Below are 15,594 nucleotides of genomic sequence, written 5' to 3'. Positions count from 1 at the left end.
TGGGCGAAACCTTTGGAACGGCCGTCCGCCGGAATCAGGGGCGACGATATTGCTTTTCTGCAGTTTACCTCGGGCAGTACCGGAAGCCCCAAAGGCGTCAGTCTCAGCCACCGCAATCTGTTCGCCAACATTGGCGCCGGCAATGAAGTGCTGCAGGTGGATCAGGACGATGTGTTCGTAAGCTGGCTGCCCCTCTATCACGACATGGGCCTTATCGGCACCTGTTTGTCCAGCCTCTGGTATGGCATGCATCTGGTCATCCTCTCGCCACTGCTTTTTCTTACCAGGCCCCATTACTGGCTCTGGGCTATCGACCGGTTTGGCGGCACGCTGTCGCCGTCGCCCAACTTCGGTTACGAGCTGTGCCTGAAACGCATCAGCGATGAGGACATGGAAGGACTGGACCTGAGCTCCTGGCGCGTGGCCTTCAACGGCGCCGAGGCGGTCAGCCCGGATACGGTGGAGCGTTTTATCGAACGCTTCGGCGAATGGGGGTTCCGGCCTGAGTCCATGGCACCGGTCTACGGCCTGGCCGAGAACTGTGTGGCCCTGACCTTTCCCGAGGAGCAGCGGGAACCGGTCATCGACTACGTTGAACGGGACCGCTTCCAGAAAAGCGGCGAGGCAAAACCGGTTTCCCGGGATGACGAAACAGCCCTCCGCTTTGTGTCCTGCGGCAAGGCCATTCCCAACCATGAAATACGCATGGTGGACGACGACGGCAATGAGCTTGGTGAACGACAGGAGGGCAACCTGCAGTTTACCGGCCCCTCGGCGACCAGCGGGTATTACCGGAATGACGAGAAGACCGAAGAGCTTTTCGACGGCAAATGGCTGAATACAGGCGACAGGGGCTATATCGCCGACGAGGAACTGTATTTGAGCGGCCGCAACAAGGATCTGATCGTTCGGGCTGGACGCAATATTTATCCCGGGGAAATCGAGGAGGCCGTGGGCGATCTTGATCTGGTCCGGGCCGGTTGTGTTGCCGCGTTTGCATCAGGAATGGGGGAAAGCGCCGGCGAAAGGCTGGTCGTGGTTGCGGAGACCGCAGAAAAGGATCAGGACAAACTGGACGAGGTCAAAGAAAAAATCCATCACATCGCCATGGACGCCCTGGGCATCGAGGTAGACGAAATCCTCATGGTCAGCCCTCACACAGTGCCAAAGACCTCCAGTGGCAAATTGCGGCGCAATGACTGCCGGCTGCGTTATGAGCGGGGCGAACTTGAGCGCAAAAGCGAGCCTGTGTGGCGGCAACTGGCCAGGTTAGCTGCCGCGACCTGGCGCCAGCAGGCGAAACGTAGCCTGAAAAACGCTGGCCGCTGGCTTTACTCGGCCTGGGCCTGGGTGGTGATGGTGTTGATCTCCATACCGGTCTGGAGTCTGGTCAATATCCTTCCAGGTCGCTCGCTGCGATGGCAGGTTGTCCATTGGGGTGGCAGATTGCTGGCACTGCTGACCGGAACCAGGCTCAAGGTGGAGACCACCGACAGGCTCAGGAAGCTGCCGGAGGGTTGTATCATTGTTGCCAATCACTCCAGCTACCTCGACTCTCTGGTGTTGGCGGCGGTGATTCCCGTGCCGGTGAGCTTCATCGCCAAAGCGGAGCTGATGAACGTTCGCGGCCTGAAGCGTTTTCTGACGCGCATGGAGATTGAACCCGTGGGGCGCGCTGACGCCAGGAGCAGTGTCGGTGATTCCAATCGGATTGCCGAGAACGCCGACGGCCGCCGACTCGTGTTTTTCCCCGAGGGTGGTTTTGATGCGGCGCCCGGTCTGCGCCCGTTTCACATGGGCGCTTTCATGACGGCCGCGGTGTTGGGTGAGAAAGTCATACCCCTTACCATCAAAGGCACCCAGCACAAGCTTCCCTCGGACCGCTGGAACCCCAGGCCCGGCCCGATAAGCGTGGTTGTGGGAGAGCCGACCGAGCCGGAAGGCGATGACTGGAAGTCCGCGGTCCGGCTACGGGACGCCGCCCGGCAAACGATACTGGAAGTGAGCGGCGAACCGGACCGGTTATCCCGCTAGCGGTGGGTATGGCCACCGGGGTCGGCCTGGCTTTACCCCGGCATCAGACAGTCGCTTTTCTGCTGGGGGCAAACACGCTTCTGCCCAGCCAGTGCCAGAGATCAGTGGAGTCGGCCCTGCTGCCGCGGACCATAAGGCGGTGAGCCTTCTGTTCGGTGTCCGGGTCACTGTCACCGGTCCAGATCTCAGTCAGACTCAAAACACTGGCCTCCAGTACCAGGGTCAACTCATGTCCCGGGTTCTCCCGGCACAGATCAATCTCTCCGTCCACCACAACGAGCCACCAGTGGCGCTCCCGCGGTCGGGCATCGTTCAGAAAAAAGTGGATGACTACCCTGCGGTCAGTGGGAAATTTGTCGATGTGCGCGAACCGGCGAATATCCCACATCAAAAAGCCGGCATCCAGCTGGTTTGCCTGCAGCCGGCTGCCAATCCAGCGCGCGCCCCAGTGACCGACGGCCAGGATGATCGGGCGTAGTTCCTCTCCCGCCGGGGTAAGCAGATACTCCACGTTATTGTCACTATGAACACGGTGGAGCACACCCACATCTTCAAGTTTTTTGAGGCGCTGAGCCAAAAGCGTTGCCGATATTCTCGGGACTCCCCGCCGGATCTCATTGAAATGCGTGCTGCCGCAAAGCAGCTCCCGCACCACCAGCGGCGTCCATCGTTCTCCAAGTATTTCCGAGCCCCGGGCCACGGTGCAGAACTGTCCATAGTTGGTCATGAGCGTCGATTCCATGGGTAGGGTTGGAAGAAGGGCGTACGCCCCGGTATTCCATCTTATTCCTTTCTTCTCCGTCTGGCGCTCCATTTTCTGGACTATCGCCAGCCGCCTGTCGGGGAGATAGTAATCCCAGGGCCGGCAATTCGCTTTGCCGTTCCCGATAATGGAGCCGTGCCATGAGCACAAAAACGGCCTGCGATCCGCAAAAGGACAAAATCATGACGAAGATAGCAATAGTTCAGGAACCACCGGTATTTCTGGACCGGGAAAAAACCATTGAAAGGGCAGTCCAACTGGTCCGGGAAGCCGCCAGCAAGGGAGCGGAGCTGGTGGTTTTCTCGGAGACATTCATTCCGGGCTACCCCGCCTGGATCTGGCGATTGAAACCCGGCGGCGACTGGGGTTTATCGGAGCAGTTACACGGGCGCCTGTTAGACAACGCTGTCCGGATTGAATCTGACCAGTTGCGCCCGCTTCTGGATATTGCCAAGGAAATGCAGGTGACGATTGTCTGCGGCATTGAGGAACGCGACGGGGATAACAGCCGCACCACTCTCTACAACTCGGTACTGACTATCAGTGCGGAAGGCGTCGTGCAGAATTGCCACCGTAAACTCATGCCGACCAACCCGGAACGCATGGTCTGGGGCTTCGGCGATGCCAGCGGCCTGAAAGTCGTCGACACGCCCGTTGGCCGGGTGGGCTCTCTGGTGTGCTGGGAAAACTATATGCCTTTGGCGCGCTATGCATTGTTCGCCCAGGGCATCGACATCTACATCGCCCCGACCTACGACAGTGGCGACCGCTGGCTTCGGACGCTGCAGCACATAGCGCGGGAAGGTGGCTGCTGGGTTCTGGGCGCAGGCAACGTATTGCGTACAGGCGATCTGCCCGAGGACTTTCCGGACGTCGAACGGTTGTATCCGGACAAGGACGAGTGGATCAATTCGGGTGACTCGGTGGTCATTTCACCCGCCGGGGAGATAGTCGCGGGTCCGTTACGGCAACAAACCGGGCTCCTGCTGGCGGAGATCGACCTGGGTGAAGTGAATGCGGCAAGGCGCAGTCTTGATATCGCCGGTCACTATGCCCGACCGGACATTTTTTCACTGCAGGTGAACACCCGGCAGCAAAGGCCGGTCAGCTTCAACGAATAGGGACGATAAATACCCTGAAAACCAGTGATTTGGGAACCCTGGGCTACTGGCGGATAAGTGGCTGGAAGGGCGTGAAATGCACAGCTACAGTTGCAGTGAGACCATGGTGCTCATCCCGGTTCCCCTAGTGGGGGCATCTCCTGCCGGCGTTTTTCAAAGAGAGACAGAGTCCGGTTTATCCGTCGGTTTTACCTTTCACCCACCTGTCACCTTGCTTGTGGTATTCCTTTTTTACCGCCGCCCAGGCCACCTTATGAGCTGTTTTTTCCCGGCCTGAGTTGCCACGGCGATCTTCAGAATCGCTGTATTTATCCCAGGCGGAATTGAACGCCTTACGATAAATCTCCTGGGCATGGGCTGGCAGATTATTGCGTACACTGTCTGGTAATTCCGCATTGCTATCGTATGGCATTGGTCTTCTCCTCTGAACATTCACAGTTCCAGTACCAGGTTTCTGCCGCCCAGAAAAAGCACCCAGACCGTTACCGCGGCCCAGTGAATGAGCACCGGCACCCATATAGACCGGGAAAGAACATAAGCGTAGCCACAAGTAACCCCCATGGCGCAAACGATAACCAGAAACCACGGGTTCAGGAAAAGCGAAGTAGCGGTGGGGTTAAACGTCAACGCATTGAATGGATGCCACACCACGAATACCAGAGTGCTGATTGCCACACTCCAGGCAGCCTTTGCATGCCCGGCCGCCAATATGTTTCGCGGTATGAGTACGCCCCGGAAAAAGGCTTCTTCAAGCAGCGCCGGGAACACGAACAATATGAGCGGTAACAAGGGCGTGATTGGCGAATCCAGCCAGCCAAACTGTAACAAACCGGCGCCGAAACCGACGGATGCCGCTATGATTGCGAACGCCGGCACCAGTGCCCAGGCCTTCAACGGGACCTGAAAAGGCGAGGTCAGAAAACTCTTGCCAAGGTTGCTGCGGAGGTACGTTGAAGACCTGCCTGGAGTCATCGGGTTGCGAATCGACAAAATAAACCTGTTTCGCTTTTTTGATCGCGCGAATGGTTCATGCCTATTGGGCAGTATAGCCGCCATCAATTACCAACTGGGCGCCGGTGACGAATTTGGACTCGTCGGACGCCAGGAATACCGCGCCCCAGGCAATATCGTCCGGCTCGCCCACATGGCCCAGCGGATGCCTGCGATCGAGTGCACGCCGGCCTTCCTCAACGTCGCCCTGCTCACTCAGGAAATTGTCCACCAGGGGCGTCCAGATAAAACCGGGGTGGATGGAGTTCACCCGGATTTTGTCCGGAGCATAAAGCAGTGCATCTGTTTTGGTCATCAAGCTGACAGAGCCCTTGGACGCATGATAAGCCGGCAGGTCCGGCGCGCTCACCAGACCATAAATCGAGGAAAGATTTATAATGCTGCCACCGCCCGCCTTTCGCATGGGCTCGATGGCATGTTTGGTGCAAAAGAACACACCTTTGACATTGATAGCCTGAACCTTGTCCCATTCCTCTTCCGTGATCTCATGGGTTGGTTTGTTTGTGCCCGCAATACCGGCATTGTTCAGCATTACATCCAGATGTCCGAATTCTTCGATTACAGCAGCGATGGTTTTCGCGACATCATCCTCGGCAGAAACATCGCAGTGCCAGTACCGGGCCATCCCGCCATTGTCGTTGATGGTTGCCGCAACGGCTTCACCCGCTTCCTTGTCGACATCGGTGACAGCCACCACTGCGCCTTCTTCCGCCATCCGGATGGCGGACGCGCGGCCAATGCCAAGGGCGGCACCTGTAACCATTGCAACTTTATTTTTCAAACGGTTCATAGAGATCTCCTTGTTCGCGTTGAGGGTATCAATAACCATAAAGCTTACTGCATAAATATTACAGGTATCCGTATCAACGCCCGCTGACATGGGTCAATTAAACTGACGGCCCCCGAAAACGATTACAACCGGCTTTTCCTGGGCAGCGACGGTTCGAAAAGACAGATCTCAGGTTTGCACACTACTGCTTACTGTTCCAAGGCCATCTGCCTGTGACCTCTACTTCCAGCGTAAAGCTCAGGAATGTACGTATAAGTACAACGATGGCCAGAACCCCAATTGATTCAAAGGTCAAATCGACAGCAACCGTATAGATTATGTCTGCTGCAACGAGAAACTCCAGTCCCAGCAAGATGCCATGCCCAAGGAACTGGCGAAGCTCCTGAATGACTGAATTTTTATCATCTTTTTTGACTAACCGTCCCAGAGCATGAAACAGCGCATAGAGCGCAATCAAGGTAATAATGCCTACTCCAATCCCCTCAATTATCGCCGCGCACCAGGTCGCCAACGGTGTTATAAAGTCGCTCATCTCTCCCCCATCTAACGAGCCTTTAGCAAGCCCCCTGCTCGCCATTTTTATTGACCAGGCTGAACCTCAGAATGTCCCTTGGGCGGCCCCACCATATATTTGCCACTGACCACTCAGATGTAACTTTCTCCATGCATACCCATAACACCTGGATGGCCTGATTATTAAGCGGAAAATCCTGAGTTCACTATTTCACAACACTCTCCAGTGTCAAAGTTGGAGTGCATTAGGACACGAGACACACATTAGCGGAAAAAGAGCTCTGTCCCGGTTTTTGTGCAACGGTACCTGAAAATTCCTCTCGATGCGCTGGAGGGCGCAGCCCGGGAATGAAAGTGACTTGGTCACTGAAGCGACGCCGGTGACGGTGTAGCCTATGAAGGGAATTTATGGCTGATTAACATGAGCCTGGCCAGGCTGATATGTTCCGGTCATGAAGATTTCTAAAACTGATATTCAAGGAGTAACAGGCTATGAAATTAAAAGCGATTATTATAGCGACCAGCTTCGCTTTGGCCATGATTCCGGGCGCGGTCGTGGCTGAAAACACTGACATCACGGTTCGAGTCATGAGCAAGGATGCCAAATTCGTAGGCACCAGCATGGGGGGAACCCGGGTAATTCTGCGCGACAAAGAAACCGGTGAGGTTCTGGCCCAGGGTGTAACCGCTGGTGGCACCGGCAACACAGGCAAAATCATGCATGAAAATGGTGGTCGCCGCACTGCTATGGCAGACGAATCTGCTGCCTCTTTCAATACAACGCTGGATCTCGACCGCCCGCGCATGATTGAAGCGGAAGTTTATGGTCCACTGGCCCAGCCGCAAGCTGCCCATGTGGCGAGTGCGACCCAATGGGTTATTCCCGGTGGTCACCTTTCGGTTGGAGATGGTTGGGTGATTGAACTGCCAGGCCTTGTTGTCAATGTGCTGGAACCGGCGGCGGCCCAGAAAGTATCGGCTTCGGAGGTCGACAGCATTTCAGTCAGTGCCAATGTCATGATGATGTGTGGTTGTCCCATTACTCCAGACGGCCTGTGGGACGCGAATCAGTTCGAGGTTGGTATGACGATATCCAAAGATGGAGAAAAGGTGGGTGAAGAGGAAATGTCCTACGCTGGGAAAGCCAGTATGTATAACGGTGAAATTCCAGTCACAGGACCGGGTGTATACGATGTGATCGTCCATGCTTATGACCCACAAAATGGCAATACGGGAATCGACAGGACGACCGTTGTTATTAAATGAGAAGAAAAGTGCCCGCAGATCTGCGTGGCCGTTTCATTGATCCTGCAACAAAAATGCAGTGAACGGCAGTGCGTGTTGGATAGGGCACTGCATACAAAAAGGGGAGGGGCTCCCAACTGGCAGCCCTGACTGGGGGCCAGTGTCGTGTTCAAAACGCGTTACTTTCAAACCATCGATCCTGCGACCCTGTGGTTCTGCCTTCGGGTGGCTCTTCTGATAGCCGCCCTGGTCCTGCCGCACAGCGCCCGGGCCACAAGTGAAGTCTACCTGCTGTACCGTCAGTGGCAGCCCTACAGCTGGCCGCAGGATGTGCCGTCTGCCCGCGAAGTGAGCCGGTCCCAGCGTGGGCTGGGCTGGCGTCGCCAGAGCGCTTCCGGCGGTTGGGGCGTTGATTACGATTACCAGCCCCTGCGCCTGCGCACCGGTGACCCGGCGCACAACGGCCACTTGCACCGGTTGACGGTCGAGGGCCAATGGCAGCACCGGCTTTACCGTCTGGAAGCACGGGCGGGCGTTGCCGGTACCTCCAATATGTTCAAGTATCAGACATTTCATCGCGATGTGGTGAATGGTCGTGTGGCGGTGTTCCGGGCCCTGGGCCAGGGTTCGCCCCTGGGCCTGGGGATTGGCGGCGACCATCGTTTCGGTTCTTTCCGCTGGCTTCCCAGAGTGCGTTGGCAGCACACCGGGATTAGCGGTCACTGGCTGGTGGATTTGCCGGTCATGCTGCGATGGCAAAGCACTGGTGACCGTTGGCAATTTCGAATCGCCCGGAAAGGGGATCGTTGGGCCACGCTTGATCAGGCCCGGGCCGTTGAAAGTGCACTTTATCTGCGCGAGTGGCGAGCGGAACTGAGCTACCGGGTCAGCTCAGGCGAAGGTTCCGGGCCAGCGATGGTGCTGGGAATCGGCGCGAGTGTGGATACCCGTGTGCGGTACCGGGATCTTCAAGCGGGAACCCTGGATCTGCGTCTGGGCGATGCGCTTGTGGGGAGTATCAGGCTCGGCTGGTAAACCGTATACCCGGCAAGGGACCCCAGCGTTACCTTGGGTCTCCGGGAAACAGATCCGTCCCGGCTTTTCACCGGTTACGTTCCGGCGCGGGAATGATTTACAGTAAACCACTTCAAATGGCGGGGAACCAGAACCGATGGAATTCACCTTTCTGGGCACGTCGGCCGGAACACCGACACGTTCACGCAACGTAAGCGCTCTCGCGCTGTCGCACTCGGGCCACAGACCCTGGTATCTGGTGGACTGTGGCGAAGGCACCCAGCACCAGCTACTTCGCGCCCACTACTCGGTCATGCAATTGCGGGCGATATTCATCACCCATGTCCACGGCGACCACACCTTCGGCCTGCCGGGGCTGCTCACCAGTGCCTCCATGCTGGGCCGCACAGAGCCGCTGGACGTCATCGCCCCCGTCCAGACCCAAAACCTCATCCACGCGACGCTCGAAAACAGCGACTCCAGCCTCAACTATACCCTGAACTTCATCGATTCCGAGGCACCCGACTTCGTCTGGCGGGATGAGCACGTCGGGGTGACGAACGTGGCACTCTCCCACCGGGTGCCCTGTCGCGCCTACGTGTTTACCGAACAAAATGTGGAGCGACAACTGTTGCAGGACAAGCTGAACGAGGAGGGCATCGCACCCGGCCCCGGCTGGGGTGAGTTGCAGAAAGGCAATGACGTGATGCTGGAAGACGGCTGCCTGCTCAGGAGTGACGACTACACCCGGATTCCCCGCGTTGCCCGCCGCCTGGTCGTCGCCGGTGACAATGACGATCCGACCCTGCTGAGCGAGGCCTGCAACGGCAGCCATGTGCTGATTCACGAGGCCACCTACACCCAGGAGGTGGCCGATCGGGTCGGCCCCTGGCCCCAACACAGCTCCGCCGGACAGGTAGCCCGGTTCGCCCAACAGGCACGCCTGCCCAACCTGGTGCTGACCCACTTCAGCTCCCGCTATCAGTCCGGGCCGGACGGTACGCCCCACATCAACCAGTTGGCAGCCGAGGCGTTGCAACACTATCGGGGCCGGCTGTTCCTGGCCCGGGATTTTGCCAGTTACCGGCTGCAGAAAGACCTGTCTCTGAACTGCCTGACCACCGAGCCGGGTAATTAATCTCAATTCAACCGAATTGGTCGCGGTTTTCCCATGGTTTCCCCAACTTTGCTAAACTTGCGGCTTTCGTATTCTTGCTGATGAAGGGAAGCCATGGCTGATATTGCTGAGCTGATTCTTGATGCCGGTCGGGCCGGTATTGAACTTGCGCTTTTCGTGCTGCTGCCGGTGATGATAGTGATGCTCACCATCATGCGCCTGCTTGAGTACCAGGGACTGCTGGGCTGGGTGGTGCGGGGCGCGAGCCCCGTTCTGCGCCCGCTGGGAATCCCGGGGCTGGGGGTTTTTGCCATGATCCAGATTCTTCTGGTCAGTTTTGCCGCCCCCGTCGCCACCCTGGCGATGATGGACCGGGGCGGTATTTCGGCGCGGCATATCGCTGCCACCCTGGCGATGGTGCTTACCCTGGCCCAGGCCAATGTGGCCTTTCCCATGGCGGCAGTGGGCCTTAATGTCTGGGCGGTCCTGGGTATCTCACTGCTGTGCAGCCTGGTTGCCGCTGCGCTGACCTTCCACTTGTTCGGGCGCAATCTGAGCAATGAAGAAGCCTCTACCAGGGACGATCAGGATCCAGACGACGCCCCGGCCGGACTGATGGCGGTGATTAACCGTGCCGGCCGTGATGCCTTCGAGATTGCCGTTGGCGCGATACCGATGCTGGTGCTGGCTCTGGTGGTGGTTTATGTTTTTCGGGCGCTGGGCGTGATCGGGCTATTGGAAGGGGCGCTGGCGCCGCTGTTCGAGGGCCTCGGTTTGCCGAGCGCCGCGCTGTTGCCGATCGTTTCCAAATACATCGCAGGCGGTACGGCAATGATGGGGGTTGCCGTGGATTATATTAACCAGGGTCTGATCAGCACCGCCGAATTCAACCGCCTGGCCGGCTTTCTGATCCATCCCTTCGATCTTGCCGGTATCGCCATCCTGATCGCTGCCGGGCGGCGGGTGGCCAGTGTTCTCAAGCCAGCGTTACTGGGGGCAGTGGTGGGTATTCTGTTGCGGGCCGTGCTGCACCTGGTTCTGTTCTAGCGCTGGATAGGCTGCTGTTTGTCAATGGCGGGACACTAGGTGTCTTCCTTTAACACCAGACTGACAAGTTTATGAACCAGGGGCGTGACCGCCAGAATGGTGGGAAACGCCACCGCAAAGGCAAACGCCCAGGCATTCAGCCAGATCGACACAATATTATCGACCAGCCCCACGTTAAACAGACTGATCACCAGCGACATGATGCCGGACATCAATAACGACATGAAAAACGAAAACACAATGCGGTGATGTTTGCGGTCAATCATAGGTTCTCTCTTCCCGACATGCGCCGGGACCCGTTTCAAATGAAAACAGGCCTGTCCAGGTTTTTGTGTTTGTCAGCTCCGACCAAGGATTTGCCGTCGCTATGACGCCCCGTTTTGTTTTGTCAGCCAGGCCCGAAAAGGCGCCGCCGAGTCGTCCATTTCGATCCGGGTCAATCCCAGCTCTTCGGGCCTGGCGGGATGGGTCTGGCCGTAGAGCTGCTCTGCAATATTGCCGTCGGCAAAGCCGGCATCGTTTGCGGTTTCCTGAGGTGCAGCAAACACGATACGGGGAATACGAGCCCAGTGAGCAGCGGCCAGGCACATGGGGCATGGCTCGCAACTGGCGTACAGGGTAGCTTCCCGCATATGCTGGTTGCGCAGTGCCTTGCCGGCCATACGAATGGCCGCGACCTCGGCGTGGGCGGTAGGGTCGCAATCCAGCTTTGCCCGGTTACCGGCGCTGGCAATAACCTTGCCATTGATGACCACCACGGCGCCAAACGGGGCGCCGCCAGTGTCGACCGATTCGAAGGCCAACTGGATGGCTTGCTGGAGAAACGCTTGATCAGTGTCGCTGGTCGGGGAATTGCTCATTTATGGCATCTCCGCATTGTTGGGTCTTTGGCCTGCTGGTGGAGACTCATCAATCAAACAGGTCTGGTTCGGTGTTCACAAAGTGGGGTTTCGGGGTGGATTCTAACAGACTGGAACGGGGCAGGGTGTCCCGGTTTGTCAGTTCACCCGCATCGTTGTCTGAGATCTGAAAATTCACCTTTACTAAACCTAACTCCGGGCTAGACTGAGAAACAACGGGAAAATACCTCATTACACCGTTGGTAAATCTGCTGGGTGTAGCTTTTGCCACCTTCCTTCGACCACAATGACAACTATCAAGGTGTGTTTATGAAACGCCATTCGTTATCTGCCGCATTTACCGGCAGCCTGCTGTGTGCTGCCATGTTCGCCTCACCTGCAATTGCTCAGGACAAAGAAAAGTTCATCACCATTGGCACCGGTGGCCAGACTGGAGTCTACTACGTGGTAGGCCAGTCGATCTGTCGCCTGGTCAATCGCCTCGATGACGCCAATATCAAGTGTAATGCACCGTCCACCGGCGGTTCTGTTGCCAACATCAATGGCATCAAGTCCGGCGAACTGGACATGGGTGTCGCCCAGTCCGATGTCCAGTATCAGGCCTATAACGGCACCGGCAATTTCGAGGACAATCCCTACCCGGAGCTGCGTGCCGTGTTCCGGGTCCATGGCGAGCCGCTGACGTTGCTGGCGCGTGCCGATTCCGGCATTGAGACCCTGGATGACCTGAAGGGCAAGCGCGTCAATATCGGTAATCCCGGCTCTGGCCAGCGCAACACCATGCAGGTAGTGATGGACGCCAAGGGCTGGACCACGGACACGTTCTCCCTGGCTTCCCAACTGGATGCCGCTGAGCAGGCCTCGGCCCTGTCCGATAACAACATCGACGCCATGGTCTATGTGGTTGGCCACCCCAATGGGTCCATTCAGGAAGCCACCACCACCGTTGATGCCCGCCTGATTCCACTGAATGACGAGGACATCGAAGGCATCGTTAACGAGTATCCCTATTACAGCAATTCCGTCATTCCAGGCGGCCTGTACAAGGGTAACCCGGACGATGTCGAGACCTTCGGGGTAGCGGCGACTTTCGTGACCACCGCCGAGGCGGATGATGAAGTTATCTACCAGACGGTCAAGGCGGTCTTCGACAACTTTAATCGCTTCAAACAGCTACACCCCGCCTTCGAGAACCTGGTTGCCGAGGAGATGGCCACCCAGGGGCTTTCCGCACCACTGCATGAAGGCGCTGCCCGTTACTACCGGGAACAGGGCTGGATCGAGTGATCCTGATTTGATGGTTGTTACAAATTGGTGACTGATGCGCGGATGCCTTCAAGTATCCGCGCATTGCGTTGGTAATGCCGTTTCCCCCGACTTTTCCAGGCGCAATAACAACATCGACGGCTGCAGGGCTGACTATGACTGACGACAACACAAGACCTGGCGATTCGAGTGTCGACCTCGATGACATGGTCGCTTCCAGTGACACGGGGGCCCGCAAACCAGCCGGCATGCCCGGCAAGCTACTGGTGAGCATTGCGGCCGCATGGTCACTCTTCCAGTTATGGATCGCTTCGCCAGTGCCCTTCATGCTGGGCTTTGGCGTGTTCAGCGCCACGGAAGCGCGTTCCATTCACCTGGCCTTTGCGCTTTTCCTGGCCTATATGGCCTATCCGGCACTCAAGCGTTCGCCCCGCGACCGCATCCCCATCCAGGATTGGGTGCTTGCCACGGTGGCGGCCTTCTGCGGCGCCTACATGTTCATGTTCTACGAGCAGCTGTCTCAGCGCCCCGGTGCGCCGATCACGCAGGATGTGATCATCGGGGTGGCGGGGATCCTGCTGCTGCTCGAGGCGACCCGCCGAGCGCTTGGCCCGCCGCTGATGATCGTGGCATCGGTCTTTCTTATCTACAGTCTTGCTGGCCCATGGATGCCGGGTATCCTCTCTCATGGCGGGGTCAGCCTCTATGGGCTGATCAATCACCAGTGGTTGACCACCCAGGGGGTCTTCGGTATCGCCCTGGGGGTTTCGACCAGTTTCGTGTTCCTGTTCGTGTTATTCGGCGCCTTGCTCGATAAGGCCGGTGCGGGTAACTATTTCATCAAGGTGGCGTTTTCGCTGCTTGGCCACTACAAGGGTGGGCCGGCGAAGGCTGCTGTGGTGGCGTCGGCCATGACTGGTCTGATTTCCGGTTCGTCGATCGCCAATGTGGTAACTACCGGCACCTTTACCATTCCGATGATGAAGCGCGTCGGCTTTTCCGCCGAGAAGGCCGGTGCCGTCGAGGTGGCGTCTTCGGTTAACGGTCAGATCATGCCACCGGTCATGGGCGCTGCTGCTTTCCTGATGGTCGAGTATGTCGGCATCTCCTATGTCGAGGTCATCAAGCATGCCTTCCTGCCGGCGCTGATCTCGTATATCGCCCTGGTCTATATCGTTCACCTGGAGGCCCTGAAAGCCAATATGCAGGGTCTTGAAAGCAGCAATCCGTACAAGCCGCTGTTGAACAAGGTGCTGGGCTTTCTGGGTGGTCTGCTGTTGATGATGGTGACGGCTATGGCCGTCTATTACGGCCTTGGCTGGCTGAAGCCGGTCCTTGGCGATGCGACACCCTGGGTGGTCGCGGTTGGCCTGACCGTAATCTACATCGCTCTGCTCAAGCTGGCAGCCGGTTACCCCGAGCTCGAGCTGGACGACCCCAACCAGCCGATCTATACGCTGCCGCAAACCAAGCCCACGGTGCTGGTAGGGTTGCAGTACATCCTGCCGGTGATCGTGCTGATCTGGTGTCTGATGGTGGAGCGCCTGTCGCCGGGGCTGTCGGCCTTCTGGGCCACAGTGTTCATGATCTTCATCATTATTACCCAGCGCCCGATTACCTCGATCTTCCGGGGCCGCAGCGATATGAGCGCGGACCTTCGTGAGGGCGCGATGGATCTGTGGACCGGCCTGGTCACCGGTGCCCGCAACATGATCGGCATTGGTATTGCCACCGCCACCGCTGGCATCATCGTCGGGGCTGTGTCGCAGACCGGGGTCGGGCTGGTGCTGGCGGAAATGGTGGAGATCCTCTCCATGGGGAACCTGCTGCTGATCCTGATGCTTACGGCGGTGCTGAGCCTGATTCTCGGCATGGGGCTGCCCACCACGGCCAACTACATCGTGGTCTCGGCGCTGCTGGCGCCGGTCATTGTTCAACTGGGGGCCGAGAACGGCCTGCTGGTACCGCTGATTGCGGTGCATCTGTTCGTGTTCTACTTTGGCATTATGGCCGACGTTACGCCGCCGGTGGGGCTGGCATCCTTCGCGGCGGCGGCCGTTTCGGCTGGCGATCCCATCCGGACCGGTTTTCAGGCCTTCTACTACAGCCTCCGTACCGCGGCGCTGCCGTTCCTGTTCATTTTCAATACCGATTTGCTGCTGATCGATGTCACCTTCACGCAGGGCATCCTGATCTTCGTGGTGTCGACCATCGCCATGCTGATCTTCGCGGCCGCGACCCAGGGCTTCATGATCACCCGCAACCGCTGGTATGAATCCATGGTGTTGCTGCTGATTGCGTTCACGCTGTTCCGGCCCGGGTTCTGGATGGACATGATCCATGATCCCTATGAGTCCGTGCCTCCGGCACAATTCGTCGAGGCGCTGGGCAATGCCGATGAAGACTCTAGCTTGCGCCTGGAGATTGCAGGTGTTGATGCGTATGGCGATCCCATGACCACCTACATGACCGTGCCAGTGCCGGACGGCGAGACCGGACAGGAGCGGCTCGATAACATGGGCATGGACCTGTTGATCAAGGACGGCAGGGCGATCGTCGATATGGTCGCCTATGGCAGCCAGGCAAAGGAACTTGGCTTCGATTTCGATCAGGAAATTATTGAGGTGCTGTCGCCTGTAGACCGTTGGACCAAGGAGCTGATGTGGATTCCTGCCTTCCTGGTCTTTGGACTGATAGTACTGATGCAGCGAAGGCGCCGTGACAACACGGCGGCTAATGCTACTGCCTGAAGGAGTTTGCCATGTACAGCAAGATCATGTTGCCAGTGGACCTCAACGAGGAGGAGTCCTGGG

15 protein-coding genes are annotated in these 15,594 nt (G+C 57.8%); 8 read left to right on the top strand and 7 right to left on the bottom strand.

Annotation, left to right across the window (positions count from 1 at the left end; all coding sequences use genetic code 11):
* The coding region (locus VJ956_RS11360) for an AMP-binding protein (protein ID WP_324084995.1) at positions 1-2,034 on the top strand (2,034 nt) is incomplete at its 5' end.
* Between the two features lie 43 nt (positions 2,035-2,077).
* On the opposite strand, the gene VJ956_RS11355 is transcribed toward VJ956_RS11360, so the two are convergent.
* Positions 2,078-2,761, bottom strand: coding sequence for a helix-turn-helix domain-containing protein (locus VJ956_RS11355; protein WP_324084993.1), 684 nt, complete (start codon positions 2,759-2,761; stop codon positions 2,078-2,080).
* 218 nt (positions 2,762-2,979) lie between these two features.
* On the opposite strand from VJ956_RS11355, the gene VJ956_RS11350 reads away from it, so the two are divergent.
* Positions 2,980-3,918 carry a carbon-nitrogen hydrolase family protein gene (locus tag VJ956_RS11350; RefSeq protein WP_324084991.1) on the top strand — a complete coding sequence of 313 codons (939 nt, stop codon included), beginning with the start codon at positions 2,980-2,982 and terminating at the stop codon, positions 3,916-3,918.
* Positions 3,919-4,093: 175 nt separating this feature from the next.
* On the opposite strand, the gene VJ956_RS11345 is transcribed toward VJ956_RS11350, so the two are convergent.
* The 4 genes from VJ956_RS11345 to VJ956_RS11330 form a co-directional block, all read right to left on the bottom strand.
* On the bottom strand, positions 4,094-4,330 hold the full coding sequence (locus VJ956_RS11345) for a ChaB family protein (RefSeq protein ID WP_324084984.1): 237 nt from the start codon (positions 4,328-4,330) through the stop codon (positions 4,094-4,096).
* A 20-nt stretch (positions 4,331-4,350) separates the two neighbouring features.
* Entirely contained in the window at positions 4,351-4,908 is a 558-nt protein-coding gene (locus VJ956_RS11340; RefSeq protein ID WP_324084977.1) for a type II CAAX prenyl endopeptidase Rce1 family protein, read from the bottom strand.
* Positions 4,909-4,951: 43 nt separating this feature from the next.
* The gene (locus VJ956_RS11335; RefSeq protein ID WP_324084960.1) at positions 4,952-5,719 is read right to left on the bottom strand and encodes a glucose 1-dehydrogenase; all 768 of its coding nucleotides are present in this window, start codon (positions 5,717-5,719) and stop codon (positions 4,952-4,954) included.
* 181 nt (positions 5,720-5,900) lie between these two features.
* A complete protein-coding gene (locus VJ956_RS11330; protein WP_324084952.1) occupies positions 5,901-6,251 on the bottom strand; it encodes a DUF1622 domain-containing protein in 351 nt (116 codons plus the stop codon).
* A gap of 473 nt (positions 6,252-6,724) precedes the next feature.
* On the opposite strand from VJ956_RS11330, the gene VJ956_RS11325 reads away from it, so the two are divergent.
* The 4 genes from VJ956_RS11325 to VJ956_RS11310 all read left to right on the top strand — a co-directional run bounded on the left by VJ956_RS11325 (position 6,725) and on the right by VJ956_RS11310 (position 10,655).
* A complete protein-coding gene (locus VJ956_RS11325; RefSeq protein WP_324084945.1) occupies positions 6,725-7,498 on the top strand; it encodes a hypothetical protein in 774 nt (257 codons plus the stop codon).
* Between the two features lie 144 nt (positions 7,499-7,642).
* Positions 7,643-8,512 carry a hypothetical protein gene (locus VJ956_RS11320; RefSeq protein WP_324084939.1) on the top strand — a complete coding sequence of 290 codons (870 nt, stop codon included), beginning with the start codon at positions 7,643-7,645 and terminating at the stop codon, positions 8,510-8,512.
* 136 nt (positions 8,513-8,648) lie between these two features.
* Entirely contained in the window at positions 8,649-9,629 is a 981-nt protein-coding gene (locus tag VJ956_RS11315; protein WP_324084931.1) for a ribonuclease Z, read from the top strand.
* 93 nt (positions 9,630-9,722) lie between these two features.
* Positions 9,723-10,655 carry a nucleoside recognition domain-containing protein gene (locus VJ956_RS11310; protein ID WP_324084924.1) on the top strand — a complete coding sequence of 311 codons (933 nt, stop codon included), beginning with the start codon at positions 9,723-9,725 and terminating at the stop codon, positions 10,653-10,655.
* A 35-nt stretch (positions 10,656-10,690) separates the two neighbouring features.
* Here the strand turns inward: VJ956_RS11310 and VJ956_RS11305 are convergent, their stop codons facing one another.
* Together VJ956_RS11305 and VJ956_RS11300 are read right to left on the bottom strand one after the other, a co-directional pair.
* The gene (locus tag VJ956_RS11305) at positions 10,691-10,921 is read right to left on the bottom strand and encodes a DUF2798 domain-containing protein (RefSeq protein ID WP_324084918.1); all 231 of its coding nucleotides are present in this window, start codon (positions 10,919-10,921) and stop codon (positions 10,691-10,693) included.
* 99 nt (positions 10,922-11,020) lie between these two features.
* Positions 11,021-11,515, bottom strand: coding sequence for a nucleoside deaminase (locus VJ956_RS11300; RefSeq protein WP_324084914.1), 495 nt, complete (start codon positions 11,513-11,515; stop codon positions 11,021-11,023).
* Positions 11,516-11,824: 309 nt separating this feature from the next.
* On the opposite strand from VJ956_RS11300, the gene VJ956_RS11295 reads away from it, so the two are divergent.
* Both VJ956_RS11295 and VJ956_RS11290 read left to right on the top strand, forming a co-directional pair.
* Positions 11,825-12,802: a TAXI family TRAP transporter solute-binding subunit gene (locus VJ956_RS11295; protein WP_324084913.1), complete on the top strand. Its 978-nt coding sequence runs from the start codon at positions 11,825-11,827 to the stop codon at positions 12,800-12,802.
* Positions 12,803-12,936: 134 nt separating this feature from the next.
* Positions 12,937-15,531, top strand: a complete 2,595-nt coding sequence (locus tag VJ956_RS11290) for a TRAP transporter permease (protein ID WP_324084912.1) — start codon at positions 12,937-12,939, stop codon at positions 15,529-15,531.
* The last annotated feature ends 63 nt before the right edge of the window (positions 15,532-15,594 follow it).

It is taken from the genome of Marinobacter sp. (assembly GCF_035268745.1).
Classification (GTDB): domain Bacteria; phylum Pseudomonadota; class Gammaproteobacteria; order Pseudomonadales; family Oleiphilaceae; genus Marinobacter.
The sequence above is the reverse complement of the archived record's forward strand: the minus strand, read 5'-3'. Positions and strand labels throughout refer to the sequence as shown.